The organism is Kosakonia sp. YIM B13571 (assembly GCF_042788095.1).
GTDB classification, from domain to species: domain Bacteria; phylum Pseudomonadota; class Gammaproteobacteria; order Enterobacterales; family Enterobacteriaceae; genus Kosakonia; species Kosakonia quasisacchari.
In genome coordinates, this window is record NZ_JBHZPL010000008.1 from 158,408 (window position 1) to 173,324 (window position 14,917).

General features: G+C 52.8%; 22 protein-coding genes and 1 pseudogene. 11 read left to right on the forward strand and 12 right to left on the reverse strand.

The features are described 5' to 3' along the window. Positions 1–4: 4 nt before the first annotated feature. Positions 5–124: pseudogene (locus ACFX4O_RS18065) on the forward strand (transposase); the annotation flags it as partial. Positions 125–465: 341 nt separating this feature from the next. Here ACFX4O_RS18065 and ACFX4O_RS18070 read toward each other — a convergent pair. The 11 genes from ACFX4O_RS18070 to ACFX4O_RS18120 form a co-directional block, all read right to left on the reverse strand. Then, on the reverse strand, positions 466–1,650 hold the full coding sequence (locus tag ACFX4O_RS18070) for a phage integrase Arm DNA-binding domain-containing protein (RefSeq protein ID WP_380211750.1): 1,185 nt from the start codon (positions 1,648–1,650) through the stop codon (positions 466–468). A 1-nt stretch (position 1,651) separates the two neighbouring features. Continuing rightward, a complete protein-coding gene (locus ACFX4O_RS18075) occupies positions 1,652–1,861 on the reverse strand; it encodes a hypothetical protein (RefSeq protein ID WP_380211796.1) in 210 nt (69 codons plus the stop codon). A gap of 29 nt (positions 1,862–1,890) precedes the next feature. Beyond that, a complete protein-coding gene (locus tag ACFX4O_RS18080; RefSeq protein WP_160270690.1) occupies positions 1,891–2,160 on the reverse strand; it encodes a hypothetical protein in 270 nt (89 codons plus the stop codon). Continuing rightward, positions 2,160–2,555 (reverse strand): chromosome partitioning protein ParB, encoded by a 396-nt coding sequence (locus tag ACFX4O_RS18085; RefSeq protein ID WP_380211752.1) that lies wholly within the window; start codon positions 2,553–2,555, stop codon positions 2,160–2,162. The genes ACFX4O_RS18080 and ACFX4O_RS18085 overlap by 1 nt, the downstream gene beginning before the upstream one ends. Position 2,556: 1 nt before the next feature. Further along, on the reverse strand, positions 2,557–3,165 hold the full coding sequence (locus ACFX4O_RS18090; RefSeq protein WP_380211754.1) for a hypothetical protein: 609 nt from the start codon (positions 3,163–3,165) through the stop codon (positions 2,557–2,559). Further along, complete coding sequence (locus ACFX4O_RS18095; RefSeq protein WP_380211756.1) at positions 3,162–3,473, reverse strand: hypothetical protein; 312 nt, start codon at positions 3,471–3,473, stop codon at positions 3,162–3,164. Before ACFX4O_RS18095 ends, ACFX4O_RS18090 begins: the two co-directional genes overlap by 4 nt. Continuing rightward, positions 3,463–3,681 carry a TraR/DksA family transcriptional regulator gene (locus ACFX4O_RS18100; protein ID WP_175274313.1) on the reverse strand — a complete coding sequence of 73 codons (219 nt, stop codon included), beginning with the start codon at positions 3,679–3,681 and terminating at the stop codon, positions 3,463–3,465. The genes ACFX4O_RS18095 and ACFX4O_RS18100 overlap by 11 nt, the downstream gene beginning before the upstream one ends. Further along, entirely contained in the window at positions 3,681–4,385 is a 705-nt protein-coding gene (locus ACFX4O_RS18105) for a hypothetical protein (RefSeq protein ID WP_380211758.1), read from the reverse strand. The genes ACFX4O_RS18100 and ACFX4O_RS18105 overlap by 1 nt, the downstream gene beginning before the upstream one ends. An 11-nt stretch (positions 4,386–4,396) precedes the next feature. Then, a complete protein-coding gene (locus ACFX4O_RS18110) occupies positions 4,397–4,747 on the reverse strand; it encodes a hypothetical protein (RefSeq protein WP_380211798.1) in 351 nt (116 codons plus the stop codon). Positions 4,748–5,094: 347 nt separating this feature from the next. Further along, the gene (locus ACFX4O_RS18115) at positions 5,095–5,919 is read right to left on the reverse strand and encodes a YfdQ family protein (protein WP_380211759.1); all 825 of its coding nucleotides are present in this window, start codon (positions 5,917–5,919) and stop codon (positions 5,095–5,097) included. A gap of 38 nt (positions 5,920–5,957) precedes the next feature. Continuing rightward, positions 5,958–6,320, reverse strand: a complete 363-nt coding sequence (locus ACFX4O_RS18120) for a hypothetical protein (protein WP_131412208.1) — start codon at positions 6,318–6,320, stop codon at positions 5,958–5,960. Between the two features lie 407 nt (positions 6,321–6,727). Here ACFX4O_RS18120 and ACFX4O_RS18125 point away from each other — a divergent pair, with 407 nt between their 5' ends. After that, positions 6,728–7,012: a hypothetical protein gene (locus ACFX4O_RS18125; protein ID WP_380211761.1), complete on the forward strand. Its 285-nt coding sequence runs from the start codon at positions 6,728–6,730 to the stop codon at positions 7,010–7,012. A gap of 284 nt (positions 7,013–7,296) precedes the next feature. Here ACFX4O_RS18125 and ACFX4O_RS18130 read toward each other — a convergent pair whose 3' ends face one another. Beyond that, complete coding sequence (locus tag ACFX4O_RS18130; RefSeq protein ID WP_380211763.1) at positions 7,297–7,968, reverse strand: LexA family protein; 672 nt, start codon at positions 7,966–7,968, stop codon at positions 7,297–7,299. Between the two features lie 76 nt (positions 7,969–8,044). Between ACFX4O_RS18130 and ACFX4O_RS18135 the strand changes: the two genes are divergently transcribed. The 9 genes from ACFX4O_RS18135 (at position 8,045) to ACFX4O_RS18175 (ending at position 14,906) form a co-directional block, all read left to right on the forward strand. Continuing rightward, positions 8,045–8,242 carry a Cro/CI family transcriptional regulator gene (locus ACFX4O_RS18135; RefSeq protein WP_313509157.1) on the forward strand — a complete coding sequence of 66 codons (198 nt, stop codon included), beginning with the start codon at positions 8,045–8,047 and terminating at the stop codon, positions 8,240–8,242. Between the two features lie 25 nt (positions 8,243–8,267). Further along, complete coding sequence (locus ACFX4O_RS18140) at positions 8,268–8,729, forward strand: YmfL family putative regulatory protein (protein WP_269231963.1); 462 nt, start codon at positions 8,268–8,270, stop codon at positions 8,727–8,729. 239 nt (positions 8,730–8,968) lie between these two features. Continuing rightward, entirely contained in the window at positions 8,969–9,154 is a 186-nt protein-coding gene (locus ACFX4O_RS18145; protein ID WP_380211765.1) for a DUF4222 domain-containing protein, read from the forward strand. Further along, positions 9,144–10,049 carry a conserved phage C-terminal domain-containing protein gene (locus ACFX4O_RS18150; protein ID WP_380211767.1) on the forward strand — a complete coding sequence of 302 codons (906 nt, stop codon included), beginning with the start codon at positions 9,144–9,146 and terminating at the stop codon, positions 10,047–10,049. Before ACFX4O_RS18145 ends, ACFX4O_RS18150 begins: the two co-directional genes overlap by 11 nt. Further along, complete coding sequence (locus ACFX4O_RS18155) at positions 10,046–12,451, forward strand: Dam family site-specific DNA-(adenine-N6)-methyltransferase (protein WP_380211769.1); 2,406 nt, start codon at positions 10,046–10,048, stop codon at positions 12,449–12,451. Before ACFX4O_RS18150 ends, ACFX4O_RS18155 begins: the two co-directional genes overlap by 4 nt. A 10-nt stretch (positions 12,452–12,461) precedes the next feature. Continuing rightward, positions 12,462–12,800 carry a LexA family transcriptional regulator gene (locus ACFX4O_RS18160; protein ID WP_380211771.1) on the forward strand — a complete coding sequence of 113 codons (339 nt, stop codon included), beginning with the start codon at positions 12,462–12,464 and terminating at the stop codon, positions 12,798–12,800. Further along, the gene (locus tag ACFX4O_RS18165) at positions 12,797–13,186 is read left to right on the forward strand and encodes a RusA family crossover junction endodeoxyribonuclease (protein WP_380211773.1); all 390 of its coding nucleotides are present in this window, start codon (positions 12,797–12,799) and stop codon (positions 13,184–13,186) included. Before ACFX4O_RS18160 ends, ACFX4O_RS18165 begins: the two co-directional genes overlap by 4 nt. 11 nt (positions 13,187–13,197) lie before the next feature. Next, positions 13,198–13,917 (forward strand): phage antirepressor KilAC domain-containing protein, encoded by a 720-nt coding sequence (locus ACFX4O_RS18170; RefSeq protein ID WP_380211775.1) that lies wholly within the window; start codon positions 13,198–13,200, stop codon positions 13,915–13,917. After that, positions 13,914–14,906, forward strand: coding sequence for a DUF968 domain-containing protein (locus tag ACFX4O_RS18175; RefSeq protein WP_380211777.1), 993 nt, complete (start codon positions 13,914–13,916; stop codon positions 14,904–14,906). The genes ACFX4O_RS18170 and ACFX4O_RS18175 overlap by 4 nt, the downstream gene beginning before the upstream one ends. Positions 14,907–14,917 lie beyond the last annotated feature (11 nt).

Consider the following 14,917-nt stretch of genomic DNA (forward strand, 5'->3'; position numbering starts at 1 on the left):
CGCTATGCGTAAAGCCCATTTTACTGAGCATCTGATCAACACTGTGATCAAGTCGGTTGAAGCCGGACGAACAGTGAAAGACGTCTGCCGTGAGGCCGGTATCTTTGAAACTACGTACTACAACTCATTGCTATATCGTGGGTGTATAACAAAACGGATAACAAAAATACCTGGCTGTAAATGTATCAGACTGAACTGCTATGAATGAAAAAAAACCGCAAACACAGTGTGAATGCGGTTTTTATCGAGGTCTATGGTCTGAAATGAACCACACCATACTGTAATTTGGTCGGCACGAGAGGATTTGAACCTCCGACCCCTGACACCCCATGACAACGACTCAACACCCGGTAAAACCTTGTCGTATCTGCTTTTGTGAGTTGTTTGTATGTATATGCAAACAGTGCATTTTTAGCACAATCCGCGCTATATACTTCAATGACTTAACCCCCAGTTTTACCTTCACTACGACGCCGTTTTTATTTCACCGTGCGGCACGCAAACCCAGTCGATATGGTTCTCGGTATATATCTTCGTTGACTTCGCATCGCTGTGCGCCATCCGCGCCTGCGGATCAATACCCTGCTTGTTGAAAAGGAAAGCGGAAAGCGCCCTGATCTCGTGGAATGTTGGTCGCTGTTCTTCCGGGAGATTTGCGGCGACTCCAACCTGATCCCTCAGCGCAGAGAATGCCCGGCTTAGGTAGTCCGGAGCGACCTGTGTCGGATGGCGTACCTCTTTGCTGGTGGGATTACTGCGCTTCAATGGCAGCCGGTGGACGACGTAAGGGCTGGCCACATTATCCCGACTATGTTCGATAATGTCCTTCAATACGGGCCCGATGGGAATCGCAACGTGAGAAGCCTCTTTATGCTGTACTTTCTGGCGATGGATGTAGAGCGTGCCGAAGATATCGCCCTGAGGTTCATTAAGCCAGACGCAGCCGCACACACCTTCACTGGGCTGTTTAATGGAATAACGGATCCGGGAAACCTCCAGGCGCGCATGCGTTGTTTGAAGTGCGAGATCCATCGCGGTCTGTAACCAGCGTTCGGCCGCCTGGTGAATTTTGAGGTAATCCTTAAGCGACAGACGACGGCGCACCTTTGATTCAACCCTGCGCATTTTTTTACGCTCAGCAGGGTTATCCATCATTAACGATTCATCGACTGCATAGCTGAATAATTTTTTTAAGAAGCTGACTTTTCTGTTTTGAACATTTGCCGATGCCTCAGAATGATATTTCCTGATATATCCATTAACATGCTCAAGCTCTATATCGCAGGCATAAATATCGCTGAAATATTCTTTCACTCGCTCAATATCATTAAGCCAAACAGAATGGGTTTCGCGGCCCGGCTTTTCATCGTTTATAGCGCGATCCAGTAACTGCTGCGCATACTCAGCGAAAGGACGCGCCTCTCCATTTATTCCGCCGGATTCTCTGACAAGGCTTTCAATTGATGGCACTGACTCCGGGCGGAGTCGGTTGTTATATTCTCTGGCGATCGCTATAGCCATTACGCGATCAGTTCCAAGGTGCTTTCTCTTCCCGGTAATCAGGGTAAAACGATATTGACCTGATGATTTTTCAAAATACAGGTGATCCGGAAGGTTCCGGTGTTCCCTTTTGCGAGGTCTTGCGGCCATGTTAATCCTCTTGCATTAACGTGCGAACGCGCTCACTGATCATCGAATCTACGCCCCATTGTTCGGAAGAACATACCCAGACCATTCCGTCCACGACACGTCCTTTCAACAGGCCATCTTCAACCCAGCGCTTAATCGTTCTGTTATCTGGTACCGAGCCATGTTCAAACTCTCGCTTTCCCCACTGGCTCGCTTTCATCAACTTGGCCATGGTCATATCTCCACACCGGCTGCAACCGGTTATTTCAGTCTGTACGCACATGACGAGCAGCCAAGCCTGGCGCCGTCGTTACATTTCAAACAAATCTCGGGTTCGCTGGTGGCCGGAGCCATCTGTTTAATTATCCGGGCGGTAACCAGCACCGGCATTGGAACTCGCTGGCGCTTGGTTTCTTCCAGTAATTTTGCCAGTTCCAGCAGCCGCGCCTTGCAATCCATAGCTTCAGCGCGCCACCAGATCCCGTCTTCGCGCAAGCGCCGTTGTCGCCGCAATTTCAGTTTGCTGGGCATCAGGAACTACCTCCCAATACCCATTGATTACCGGCATGAAGCTGAAAGCGATGACCGGTATCAGGAAGCACAAGCGAATCAACCACCTCGCCACTGTCGACAAAGTAATAGTCACTGTCTGTGACATTGTTTATTAACAACGCTTCGACCTGATGCGCACTCATCCCTTTGAGGATTTTCATTAGCTTCTTCGAGACCGGTCGAAAATCAGGATCGACGCCAGCTAATTTAGCCGCCGCAAAGTTGTGATGCCCATCCATGAGAATGGTGTATTGGGTGTCGCGCAAAACAACAGGGAATACGTTGACGATGAACCGCTTAAACTTCACAGCCCTTTCCGCGACAATAGCCTGATTGAGATAGCGCTGGCTGCTGATGAGTCTGCCTTTAATCACATCACACCTCCTGCTCAGGCGCAGCCGGGTCAAAACCAAACCAGAATTTAGTCGGGTCAGCACATACCGGTTGTTCGCCATTGCGAAATATCACAAAGCTAATCCCATGCAGTTCTGCCAACTTTTTAGCCTCGGCAATCCACGCCGCCGTTACAGGTTCGGCTTTGAGCATAGCGGTGCGGCTGGCGTTCCAGCCGACTTTGCGCTGAACATTTCCGAACTGCCTCAACATCTCAGTAACCGCCATGAACGAGCCAAATTCGTAGTAACAGGCTGGGTCATTGTTCTGGTGGCGACCTCCGAGGTGATTAGCCCAATTCTCGTAGCTCCAGTCAAAGCGCTCGCTGTGTTGTTCATCAGGCACAGCCACCGGCGCTGGCGGTGCGGCGTACAACGGCATATCACTAGGGTGGCGCGAAGGGATGTCTACAACCGCGTACATACCCTTATCAATGTTTGCTTTCTCAATAGCGCTTATGCGGCAAAACGGCTCGCTGCTCATTACCGCCAGCAGCATGCGGATCATCGTTTCCTCTTCGGAATCCCCACCGTGTTTGATGTGCTCAAGCAGTTTCTCTTCCAGCCGCTCCCGGCTTAATTGTGTTTTCATGGCTTCAACCCCTCGAATGAAACAGTGGCATTAAACATGTCACTCGGATCGCGGTAGAACTTAATAGAGTGAACCCGGAGAACGCCGATACGGTTGTTGGTAAATGAAATCGTGAAGGTGTCACCTTTCTTAGGCATAGGTTCGTAAATCAGACCAGCGCCAAAGTAATGGCCGGTGATCTCCATTTTTCCCTTCTGTTTGAAGCCGTGAACGAAGTGCAGGGCGTGGCCCCAGGTTTGCGTGGTGTAATCGAACTCTGTGCTTTCAGCCCTGTTACCTTTCAGTAGTGCGAGTAATTTAGCGAGCATGGTCGGCCCCCAATTCAATCAGCTGCTGGCAATCCACACAGGTTTTGCAGCCGGGAACGGCAGAGCGCCGTGCTTCCGGTATAGCATCGCCGCACTCTTCGCAATGCTCGGCTGACGTAGCATTACGGTCGATGCGAATGCGTTGTAAGGCGTGCGCCATGTTGAGCTCTACCAGCTCGTTAGCCTGGTCTATGATTTCCGCTGCCATCATGCACCACCTTCAATGTGCTTGAATTCGATCACCCATACCCACGGATTTGCCTGCCAGCTTTCTTCACCGTAGATGGACTCCCACAGCCAGGAAAATACTTTGCGTGCATCATGGCTTGCACCGCCGAAATACTGATCCCCCTGATTTAAGCAATACCGGCCAGTGGCAGGTAGCTTAAACAACCCTTCACGCGTGGCATCGTTCGGACTGATTGACTGGAGGCGCTGCACTCCAACGCCGGTAATCTCCAGCGTGATGCGGCTGGCCCAGCGCGGCATGTGTATTGATGGCGTCCAGGATCCTTCAAAATCGAAGCCATCCTGAGAAGTCCAAAGGCCGTAGTTATTGGGTTTATGAATAGCGCTGGCTCGATAAATACGCTGCGCGTCTTCTCTGCTGCACAAGTTGCCATGTGCATCCACTGGATGACCATCTTCATTACCGATGCATGAGAACGTCTCGCGCACCCAGATACGATCGCCTACATCACCGTACGGGCAAGAGAACAACTTAGAGCGGGCGTGAGTGCCAGTGGCATTCGATTCAGCCCAGTGGTATTTGCCGATATCGTTACGTTTGGTTGAATCAGAGATGCGTAAAAGGCCGAACCGGTTTGATTTAGGCTGCACCTTCATGATCCTGCGTGTCTGCGTCTTCCTGCCATCGAGAATGGCGCGAACCATCTCGTCGCTAAAAAACATAGGGCGCTCTTTCACGGTTGCACCCCTTTCATCTGCTCAAACTGGCGGGCGATAGCTGCGGTTTCTGGGGATGGTTCGGATTTATTGCGAAGCCAGATGCACACAGTGCCTTCTTCTGTGTCATGGATAGACCCGACAAACCAGCCATCACCTTTTATTCCTGATGGCTGCCAGGATGAAATGTCATAACCATCACCGTGCTGCTCAATTTCATCCTCATCGCGCCACTCCTCCCTCAGTTCGAGGCCTTTTTCTTCCAGCCACGCATCAAATTCACCAGCCAATCCGTATTCTCTGCCATTAGCAGGCTTGAAATAATCGGGGTGTGTCCAGTAGCCGTATTGATCACGTTCTACTGGCAGCGGTGCGATTGCTGGTGATGATTGCGTCTTCTCAACTTCGGCTGATGTTGCTGTCTGAGTACGAACCTGGGCGATGTATGCGAGGTTCAACGCCTCAAGGCGAGAAGACAGCTCTTTAATCAGATCCGAATAAATACCGGTCTGCTTGATGCTGGTGGCGTAATTGTTGGCGGTTCTTACCAGCTCGATAATGGTCATTGATGCCAGTTCTTGTCTCATTGCGTTGTATCTCCTGTGCGCGCTGCAACGCGCGATTTTTGGATGCACGAATCCCTCGCCGGGTAGCGATAATTAAATTGATTTCGCTTCCAGAAATGCCCCGCCGCGGGGCATTTGCAGCAGAGAAATTAAGCGCTGAAGGTACCGATAAATGTTTCCACGCTACTGCCTTTGAATTTTTCTACGAGCAGATCGCGGAATTCGGCGGCCATCTCTTCTTCGTAGCTTTCCAGTTGCGTGATACGCAGAACCAGCACCGGACTGTCGCTGGCGAGAATACTCATGCGAAGCTTGATGCGGTATTCACCGAGCCCTTCATAAGGGATGCACTTAAATTCGAACGCCACCGGCATAATGTCTTTGCTCTTTGCTTCTACACTTTCCATCACAGAGCGTTTGCCGCTGAAGTCCTGATCTTCGAATTCCGCGCTGCGGATCGCGTCGATTGTAATTTTGCGAACAGCTGCCGCCGCGCGCTTGGCTTCGATAACCTGCCCGTCCGCATCGAACCCGATGACATATTCAGACCAGTCTTCCAGCCACTCAGCCAGTTGCTTCTGGTTGTTGCGATCGCCGTTAATATTCAGCAGCGCGGTATACGGTGAGGTGCGTTTCAGCGCCAGAACAGCTTTGTTATCTGCATGACCGGGATTTTCCAGCGTGCCCAGGTTGAATACCGATACCGCTGCCATGTTGTCGGCATTGATAAAACAGCGGGTGCCGTCAGCAGCATAGTCGCTGGAGTAGCGGACAAAATCTTCGATACTCTGGGTTTCCATCTTTCCGCGGAACCGAAAACGGGTGGTATAAAGCTTTTCCAGACTTTCCACGCTTACATCTTTCGGCAGCGCGACAGCCGGGCAGTCAGCGCCAGCGAGCTTTTCTTCAACCAACTGACTGAAAACCAGATCGCGGATCTGACTGATGGCGGTTGAGTCGACTTGTTGAGACATGGTTTTTCCTTACGTGAATGATTAATAAACCGGGCAGGTTAGCGCTGTGCCTGGTTCGGCTGGCCCTGAAGGGTGAACAGTTGCCCCTGGTCTTCCTGCAAAACAGTGAGCTTCCCGCCGCGGTTGACATACATCGGGGTTTCGGTGGTGTCTTCTTCTGACGACTTGCCGCGAGGTGTAGGTTTCACGAAAGCCAGCTTATGCACGATGCCCACGCGCTTTTCTTCCATCGAATTGCTAAGGCGGGAAATGTCGAAAGTGAGTGTCACCTTGCCTTTGTTGCCGTTGTTAAGCACACCCAGGGCAACTTCATTCAGTGCTGCAGCCACTTTGGTTTCGAACACGCCGCCGTCGAGTTCCCCGAAGAAGTCGGGGATATTGGTCAAACGTTCTTTGTCCATCGGTCTTACCCTCAGAATGGCGGCAGACACCGCCGGTTAGTATCTCCACACAACACAAAAGAGCATCTGCGACTGCAATCGCCCGGGTGGATTGAGTTATGAGCCCGTCGCCCGGTGATGCTCTTGTGTGTTGCGTAAAAAATTGCGGCGCCCTCACGGGAAAGATCCGACGCCGCCAAAAACTACCAGTTGGCATTTATACTGTTGTGTGGTGCCAGATGCTTATCTTCTGGTTGCCGTCAAAGCGGCTGCAATTCACCACAACTGGAAGCGCACTCCCGCTTAATCACACCTGCCACCCATAACTGAAGAGAGAAGGAGTGCGCTTTCATGTTGTGTGCCTGGCTTTTAACCACATCAGGTTCGGTGGTTTCCTTGTGTTCTCACCCAATCAGAAGGACTCGAATATGGACACGGTGCTGCAGCAACAAATCAACCAACTGACTCTCGAAATTGCTCGCCTGAAAGAGGCTCAGGCAGCAGCCGAGAAAAACGTTGTAAACCTCGTCGCACGGTCTGAATTTACCGTTGCGCTAATCTCGGCTCTGATTTCCGACGGCACCATCAGCACCGATGAAGCTGTGGATTTCATCATGGAGGCTCCCGTCGAAATTCCCGGTTACACTGAGAGCGTCGAGCAGGCCCGCCACACCGTTATCGAAATCCTTAGCTATCCGAGAGCACACTTTTAGCCGCCGCGTTTTACCGGACTCTTCCCGGCGGTCACACCGAATCGCCACGATGGTGAATCGCTCAGGCCGAAGTACGGGGCTGGCTTGCACATTCCGGCTACCCGCTTGGGTTAGGGATACAGTCAAGGGAACCCACCGGACCGCTGCGACGCATGTGCCATACGCCGTGATTTGAAGTTTAATTATTCAAACAAAAATGTCAACGGTGTTGTTCGTAAAATTAAACAAATTTTGTTCAGACATAAAAAAACCAGCCGTAGCTGGTTGTTTTTAAAATTTTTTTATCAAGGGAGATTCATCTCAAGCCGAACACATACGCCTACTATCTCGCATGAAGCGTCTATGGGGATTGGTCTATACGCCGGATTTAGTGGCATCAGATACATATTAGGGCCATCAACAACCAATTTTTTTATTGTTGACTCACTTGAACCATTTAGGCGGGCAACAACAATTTTACCGCTTACGGGTTCGATATCTGGATCCACAATGACCAATGACCCGTCAGGCAGGGACACGCCGGAGCCTGGAGGGCTAGACATTGAGTCGCCTGTTACACGTAATGAGAATGCATAAGGCGAGACTTTTGCTGTTGTTTCAATCCATTCAGTCACTTCGTCTAAATTTCCCTCGACCATTTCCTTCCAGTTGCCTGCTTGGACTGATGATAAAAGCGGCACACGCCGACGAATATCTGGGCCAGGATGCGAGTTACCACTGGATTCCTCAACAAGTCCACCTTCAGTCAACCAGCGCTCAGTCACGCCAAGAACGTCTGCAAGCTTACTTAAGTATTTGGCAGACGGTTCTGTTCCACCGTTAACCCATTGGCTAACAGTGCCTCTAGAGGCTCCAGTGGCCTTAATCAAGTTGCTACTTCGTAGGTTCAACGCCTTTAAGCGCTGACAGATACGGTCGCTCATATTTTCTTTTTTCATGTTTAAAAATTTAAACATTCTCTTGTTTAATTTCTTGACTATTTTTTGTTTGAAACATTAAACTTCACTGGTGAAATTAAAACCCGGAGGAGAAATGTTTAAACAAAAACTAATTGATCATTTCGGTACTGCAACTGCCGCCGCAAAGGCACTTGGAGTGTCGAAATCGACTGTCAGCCTATGGAAAGAAAGTGTTCCCTGGAAATATGCATTGCTGGCTGAAAAGTTGACCAACGGAGCTATCAAATATGATCCGGTGGCATATCAGAAGCCTAACGAAACGGCAGCTTAACCGTAACTACCAAAGGAAAAACAACATGGTAGAGCACAGTTTGAAAGAAGTGGTTAAGGCGATGTGTAAAGCCTATCCCGGTGGTCGCGAAGCGATGGCCGGTGCGCTTGGCATGACCGCCACGCAGTTCAATAACAACCTTTACGAGAAAAACGGTTGCCGGTTTTTCGAAGTAACAGAGTTGGAAGCGATGGAGGACTTATCGAATACCTCATTCCTGGCTGATTACTTTGCGAAGCGCCGCGGCTGTCTGCTGGTGGAAGTTCCAACCTTTGAAGATCTCGATCGCGTCGACCTTTTCAGCAGGGCTATGCGCACCGCCGCAGCTCGCGGGCAGGTTGATCAGATTATCCAACAGGCACTGGAAGACGGGGTGATTGAACAGCATGAAGCAGAACTTATCCACGAATATCACCGCCGTCATATGGCTGCGCGTGAAGAAGAAGTCGCGGCAATCATCGAATTATTCAGCCGCAAAAAGAAGTGACGCCAGCAGGTTGCAGCCTCTGGCGTCGTGGCGTGTCGATCATTGTGGAGATACCTACGCATGAACAGTTTAAACCGATATCGGCCAGCTAAGCAATTCCGCTGCCCACCGCTGGTGGGGAGTAATGCACCGTTCGGCTATGTGGAAAGAGTACGCGGTAGCGCAGATGCCAACAACTACCAGCGCGCCGCCGGAATGGTAGAGGCGTTTGCCACTATGAACGAGCAGGGGCGCGAAGAATGGCTGAAATTAACCGGCGGTTCAGAGACCACTACGGAATCCCGGTACGGGTCATCCGATGGGAGCCAGAAAAGCAGCGCGTTATCTATCTTCGTGAAGCGCAAGGCTACGGGCATGAATGCTTCAGCCCACTTGAGCAGTTCCAGCGTAAATTCAGAGAAATAGAGGGCGATCATGAGCAGTAAATTACATGGGCTGGTATGGGAATGTGACATCCAGCCAATATCACGGAAGGCAGTGATCGCCCGTCTGGCTGATTTCAGCAGTGATGAGGGATACAGTTGGCCATCTGTTGACACAATTCGCCGGCAGGTTGGGGCAAAGAGCAAAAATACCGTTGCCGCAGCAATCAAGGAGCTTGAGAAAGATGGCTGGCTTACGGTAGTACCGCGCAAATCTGGTGGTCGGGATATTTCCAACGGCTACCAACTCAACGTTGAAAAAATCGAGGTTGCGGCTGATGAGTCTCGCCAGTCAGTCAAACAGGCCCGCGCGAAAATTAATTCAAAATTTAACCCCTCAAATATTGACCCCTCAGATTCTGACCACTCAAAAAATGAGGGGTCAAAAAAAGTTAAATCAAGGGGTCAAAATTTGGAGGGGGAGGGGTCAACGGTTGACCCCGATCCGTTATTAGATCCAACTACTGATCCGTCAAATAAAAACACTTCTTGTCCGGTTGCTGCGCAACCCGACGTTGCGGTGGTTATCACCGATCAGGCTAAACAGGTGTTGACTTACCTGAACCAGAAGACCGGATCACGGTATCAGGTCAGTAAGTCCTCGCTGGATAACATCCGCGCCCGCCTTGGTGACGGTTTCACCGTTGCTGAATTGGAACTTGTTGTGGACTACACCACAGCGAAGTGGGGGCAGGATCTGCGTATGGCTGAATACCTGCGGCCGACAACGCTTTTCCTGCCATCAAAATTCCCTGGCTACCTTCAGGCCGCGAACAAGTGGGTTGAGGCAGGACGCCCGGAGCGCCGTAACGGCGAATGGGTAAGTAGCACAGCAGCGCGCGCCAGTTTCCAGAATGTGGATTATTCGCTGCCGGAAAACGCGGGGTTCCGGTCATGAGATACGGATCAGTTTGCAGTGGCATTGAAGCCGCCACCGTCGCGTGGGAACCATTGGGCTGGAAAGCGGCGTGGTTTGCCGAGATAGAAAAATTCCCGGCTGCGGTGCTGGCGGCGCGCTGGCCTGATGTAGACAACCTGGGCGACATGACCAAAATCGCCGCGGCAGTTCGCGCCGGAACAGTTGAAGCACCAGAGATTCTTGTTGGCGGTACACCATGCCAGGCCTTCAGTATCGCTGGTTTACGCAACGGGCTCGACGACGCGCGCGGGCAATTAACCCTTTCATATGTGGAATTAGCAGATGCCATCGACGACAAGCGCCGCGACTGCGGTGAAGAAGAAGCCATTATCGTCTGGGAAAACGTCCCGGGTGTCCTCAGCAGCAAAGACAACGCCTTCGGCTGCTTTATTGGCGCGCTTGCCGGAGAAGATAGCGAATTGCAGCCAGCAGGGGGTAAATGGTCGAACGCTGGTTGTGTGTATGGACCATCGCGCATTGTCGCCTGGCGATTGCTCGACGCTCAATTTTTCGGAGTGGCCCAACGACGCCGCCGTGTGTTCGTTGTCGCAAGTGCTCGAAGTGGATTCGATCCCGCAAAAGTACTTTTTGAGCTCGACAGCCTGCGCCGGGATACTCCGCCGAGCCGAGAACCGCAAGCGGCAGTTACCGCAGATGCTGGAAAGCGCGCTGAAATCGGTAGTCACTGGGACAACCCAGTAAATCCGCACCCTACGTTAAACCAGTCTAACAATGAAGGCGGCATTGGGCAGAGCAATCAGGAGATTTTCTCGCAGCGCGGTTGTGGTCTGGTTGGTGATATGAAACTTCCGGACGTGGTTGGTTCAATTGCAGCTCACTCATTCACTGGTGGCGCAGGTGGAAGACCGGAAGGTGCAGCTGCCTCACATTTTATCCCTGTCGCTTTTGGTGGAGGAAACACAAGTGGAAGTATCGAAGTGGCATCTGCATGTACCGCGCATGGTGTGCGTATGGACTTCGACACCGAAACCTTCGCTGTTTCGTTTGCCGAAAATAGCCGTGGTGAAGTGCGAACGCAAAACGGTGATGGCCAGATTACAGGGCCGTTATCCACAGGTGGCGGTAAACCAGGGCAGGGTTATCCAGCGATTGCGCTCTCAGTGGCATTAAGAGGGCGCGATGGCGGGGCAACAGCAGAACTGGGTGGCGAAATAGCCGGGACGCTTCGCTCAAGTGGCGGAGGTGGTGATAAAGCTCATGTGCTTGCGCCAGCCATCGCTATCGCAGGAAATACCATTGGTAGATCACCGGACAATGGTGGAAACGGTACAGGTTATTCGGAAGAAATTGGCTACACGCTAACGAAAACCGATCAGCATGGCGTTGCGATTGGCATGCAGGTGCGCCGGCTAACACCGCGCGAATGTGAACGCCTTCAGGGATTCCCTGACGATCACACTCTGATTGCGTGGCGCGGCAAAGATGCTGCCGATTGCCCGGATGGCCCTCGTTATAAAGCAATCGGGAACAGCATGGCGGTACCGGTAATGCGATGGATTGGCGAACGCATTGCTGCAGATTTGCCGGTTGCTGAACAAGACCCGCGCATTTACCAGCGCCCGTTCCTCAAATGGGCTGGTGGCAAGTATTCACTGCTGCCAGAACTTGATCGCCTCATCCCGGCTGGTAAGCGCCTCATCGAACCATTTGTGGGCGGCGGTTCGGTGTTTATCAATTCCAATAAGCATGAAAGCTTCCTGCTGGCGGACGTAAACGCTGATCTGATCAACCTGTACCAGATGCTGACTGTGGTTCCCGAGCTGGTAACCGAGTGGGCTAAGGGATTATTTGAAAAGCTGAATGATCTGGACGGCTTTATAGCGTGCCGTGAAGAGTTCAACGAGCAGAAAATGTCCGGGCCTGAGCGGGCCGCAGCCTTTCTATATCTCAATCGCCACTGTTTCAATGGTCTGATCCGCTACAACAGTAACGGCGATTTTAATGTCGGCTGGGGGAAGAAACCCAATCCGTATTTCCCCGAGAAAGAGCTGCTTGCCTTTTCCGCTATCTCTAAAAAATGCGTATTCATGAACGCCGGGTACCGCCGCACGCTGGCGCTGGCAGGCGAGGGTGATGTTGTTTACTGCGATCCGCCATACGAACCGATGCCCGGTACCGCCGGTTTTACCAACTATGCCGCCGGGGGTTTTACGTGGGACGACCAGCAGGAGTTAGCGCGCTGCTGTGTTGCTGCGCATCAGCGTGGCGCCAGAGTGGTGATCAGCAATTCCACCGCGCCGCGCGTCATCGAGCTTTACAAGGGGCATGGCTTCGACCTGCACCACGTCAGCGCCCGCCGCGCCATATCGAGCAAAGGTAGCACGCGCGAAACCGCCACCGACATCGTGGCCATTCTCTGAGGGGGACCAAGTGAATACACCAAAATCACTGACTGATCGCCAACGGCAAGTATTCGCTGCGCTGGTGGATTTTCACAACATGCACGGCTACCCGCCGACCTACACCGAGCTTGCGGCGCTGATTGGCGTCGCCTCGGGCAATGCTGCCTTTGAACACCTGCGCGCCCTGGTGAAAAAAGGCTACATCACGATCGCCAGCGGCACCGCGCGCGGCATCAAAGTGATCGGCGTAAATGACACGCTGGCGCTCGATGAAGCTGAACAAGTGATCCGGGCGCTCCTTGCTGGTGAAGACAGCTCAGCTGATCTGGCTCAGGAATGGTTGAAACGCAGAGGGTCCGCGGCATGAAGCTAATTTTACCTTTCCCGCCAAGCGTCAATTCTTACTGGCGCGCCCCGAATAAAGGACCGCTGAAAGGCCGCCATCTTATCAGCGAAGCCGGGCGAAAATTCCGAAGTGAAGCCTGTGCGGCCATCCTCGATCAGTTACGCCGTCTGCCTAAACCATCAACTGAGCTGGCTGCGGTGGAAATTCTTCTTTACCCGCCGGACTCCCGAAACCGGGACATCGATAACTACAACAAGGCGCTGCTGGATTCTCTAACGCATGCCGGAGTATGGGAGGACGACAGCCAGGTTAAACGCCTGCTGGTGGAATGGGGGCCAGTAGTGAAGGGCGGTAGGGTGGAAATTTCGATCACCAGATATGTACCAACAGCGGTTGCAGCCGCTTAACGGAGATACGCATGCAACAGATGAACGCAACGCCAGCTTTCACCCCTGCGCCATTTATGCCGGGGCAGGAACTGACAATGAGCAGCCAGGAGATTGCCGATCTGGTTCAGTCACGGCATGACAAAGTGAAGCAGTCGATTGAAAGGCTTGCCACAAAGGGCGCAATCCAACTCCCCCCAATGGGGGAAGTTAGAAACCACCTCGGGCAGGCGGTCGCAGTGTATCTGGTAGGTAAGCGCGATAGCTATGTGGTGGTGGCGCAGTTGTCACCGGCGTTTACCGCGCGACTGGTGGATCGCTGGCAGGAACTGGAAAGCCAGCAGGCAATGCAGGTACCGAAGTCTTTACCTGAAGCGCTGCGCCTCGCTGCTGATCTGGCTGAACAGCAGCAACAGCTTAAACATGAACTGGCCATCGCCGCGCCGAAAGTGGAATTTGTCGATCGCTATTGCTCCGCGAAAGGCTCAATGTCATTCCGGCAGGTGGCGAAGCTGCTTAACGCCAAAGAGCCCGAGTTTCGATGCTTCCTGCTTGATAACGACATCCTGTACCGCCTGGGCGGCACGCTAACACCGCGTCACCGTCATATCGCTCTTGGCCGGTTCGAAGTGAAAACAGGTACCAGCACCGAAAACAATCATGCATTCAGCCAGGCACGATTTACGGCGAAAGGTGTGCAGTGGATTGGCGGTCTGTGGGCGGCTCATATCGCGAAGGAGGGCACAGAGTGAGGGCGCTGTTAAACCCCGTCGTGGTAACTGAGCTTGGACTCGTTATGTTCCGTCCCGGCGTCAGCCTCCTGCCGCATTTTCGCCGCGGGCGAATGTTGCTTGAGAACGAACCCGAGCGCCTGGCGGGTATGCCGAACGGTGAACTACCACCAGCAGAGCAGCCGCTGGCGGAAGCTCCCGCACTGGCTGGCGTATTCGAAAATGAAGCGGTGTTGCGCCGCGCTGGCGGCATTAACGGTCTGGAAAGTTGGCTTGAATCCGGTACCGGTTGCCAGTGGCCACACGAAAGCTGGCACGATGAGAACATGACAACCATGCGCCACGCGCCTGGCGCGATCCGGCTGTGCTGGCATTGCGACAACATCCTGCGTGAGCACAGCACAGAGCAACTGGCAGCCATAGCCAGGGAGAACTGCGCCGCCTACATCCTCACGACCGCACGCCGTGAGCTTGGCTTCGACGACTCCCATTCACTGACGCTGCCGGAATTCTGCTGGTGGCTGGCGCGTTACGGCCTCGCCGACGTGCTGCCGGAGGAAGCCGCCAGGCAGGTTCTTCTTATGCCTAAGCCGGTCATTAAGTCGGTAACGCGTGAGCTTGATCTGGTGCCCGGTATGCAGCAGGCGCGGGAAATCGTTGAGGAAGTAGCTAAGAAGGTGCTGGCGCTGCGCATCGATCCAGAGACGCCAGAATCCTTCATGCTGCGTCCTAAACGCCGCCGCTGGGAAAACGAGAAGTACACCCGCTGGGTTAAGGCGCAGCAATGCATGTGCTGCAACAACCCGGCAGACGATCCCCACCACCTGATCGGCCACGGTAATGGGGGAATGGGTACAAAGGTGCACGACCTGTTTGTGATACCGCTTTGCAGAGCGCATCACGACGCGTTGCACGCTGACACTGTGGCATTTGAAGAAAAATATGGCAGCCAGCTTGTGCTGCTGTTTCGTTTTTTAGATCGCGCGCTGGCCATCGGCGTGCTGGCGTAAAGTGGAGACGC

What these genes read in the sequence shown, in the direction of transcription:
- ACFX4O_RS18070 (WP_380211750.1), bottom strand. Translation starts at nt 1,650, where the DNA reads ATGGCCGCAAGACCTCGCAAAAGGGAACACCGGAACCTTCCGGATCAC.
- ACFX4O_RS18075 (WP_380211796.1), bottom strand. Translation starts at nt 1,861, where the DNA reads ATGGCCAAGTTGATGAAAGCGAGCCAGTGGGGAAAGCGAGAGTTTGAA.
- ACFX4O_RS18080 (WP_160270690.1), bottom strand. Translation starts at nt 2,160, where the DNA reads ATGCCCAGCAAACTGAAATTGCGGCGACAACGGCGCTTGCGCGAAGAC.
- ACFX4O_RS18090 (WP_380211754.1), bottom strand. Translation starts at nt 3,165, where the DNA reads ATGAAAACACAATTAAGCCGGGAGCGGCTGGAAGAGAAACTGCTTGAG.
- ACFX4O_RS18095 (WP_380211756.1), bottom strand. Translation starts at nt 3,473, where the DNA reads ATGCTCGCTAAATTACTCGCACTACTGAAAGGTAACAGGGCTGAAAGC.
- ACFX4O_RS18100 (WP_175274313.1), bottom strand. Translation starts at nt 3,681, where the DNA reads ATGGCAGCGGAAATCATAGACCAGGCTAACGAGCTGGTAGAGCTCAAC.
- ACFX4O_RS18105 (WP_380211758.1), bottom strand. Translation starts at nt 4,385, where the DNA reads ATGTTTTTTAGCGACGAGATGGTTCGCGCCATTCTCGATGGCAGGAAG.
- ACFX4O_RS18115 (WP_380211759.1), bottom strand. Translation starts at nt 5,919, where the DNA reads ATGTCTCAACAAGTCGACTCAACCGCCATCAGTCAGATCCGCGATCTG.
- ACFX4O_RS18120 (WP_131412208.1), bottom strand. Translation starts at nt 6,320, where the DNA reads ATGGACAAAGAACGTTTGACCAATATCCCCGACTTCTTCGGGGAACTC.
- ACFX4O_RS18125 (WP_380211761.1), top strand. Translation starts at nt 6,728, where the DNA reads ATGGACACGGTGCTGCAGCAACAAATCAACCAACTGACTCTCGAAATT.
- ACFX4O_RS18130 (WP_380211763.1), bottom strand. Translation starts at nt 7,968, where the DNA reads ATGTTTAAATTTTTAAACATGAAAAAAGAAAATATGAGCGACCGTATC.
- ACFX4O_RS18135 (WP_313509157.1), top strand. Translation starts at nt 8,045, where the DNA reads ATGTTTAAACAAAAACTAATTGATCATTTCGGTACTGCAACTGCCGCC.
- ACFX4O_RS18140 (WP_269231963.1), top strand. Translation starts at nt 8,268, where the DNA reads ATGGTAGAGCACAGTTTGAAAGAAGTGGTTAAGGCGATGTGTAAAGCC.
- ACFX4O_RS18145 (WP_380211765.1), top strand. Translation starts at nt 8,969, where the DNA reads ATGGCTGAAATTAACCGGCGGTTCAGAGACCACTACGGAATCCCGGTA.
- ACFX4O_RS18150 (WP_380211767.1), top strand. Translation starts at nt 9,144, where the DNA reads ATGAGCAGTAAATTACATGGGCTGGTATGGGAATGTGACATCCAGCCA.
- ACFX4O_RS18155 (WP_380211769.1), top strand. Translation starts at nt 10,046, where the DNA reads ATGAGATACGGATCAGTTTGCAGTGGCATTGAAGCCGCCACCGTCGCG.
- ACFX4O_RS18165 (WP_380211773.1), top strand. Translation starts at nt 12,797, where the DNA reads ATGAAGCTAATTTTACCTTTCCCGCCAAGCGTCAATTCTTACTGGCGC.
- ACFX4O_RS18170 (WP_380211775.1), top strand. Translation starts at nt 13,198, where the DNA reads ATGCAACAGATGAACGCAACGCCAGCTTTCACCCCTGCGCCATTTATG.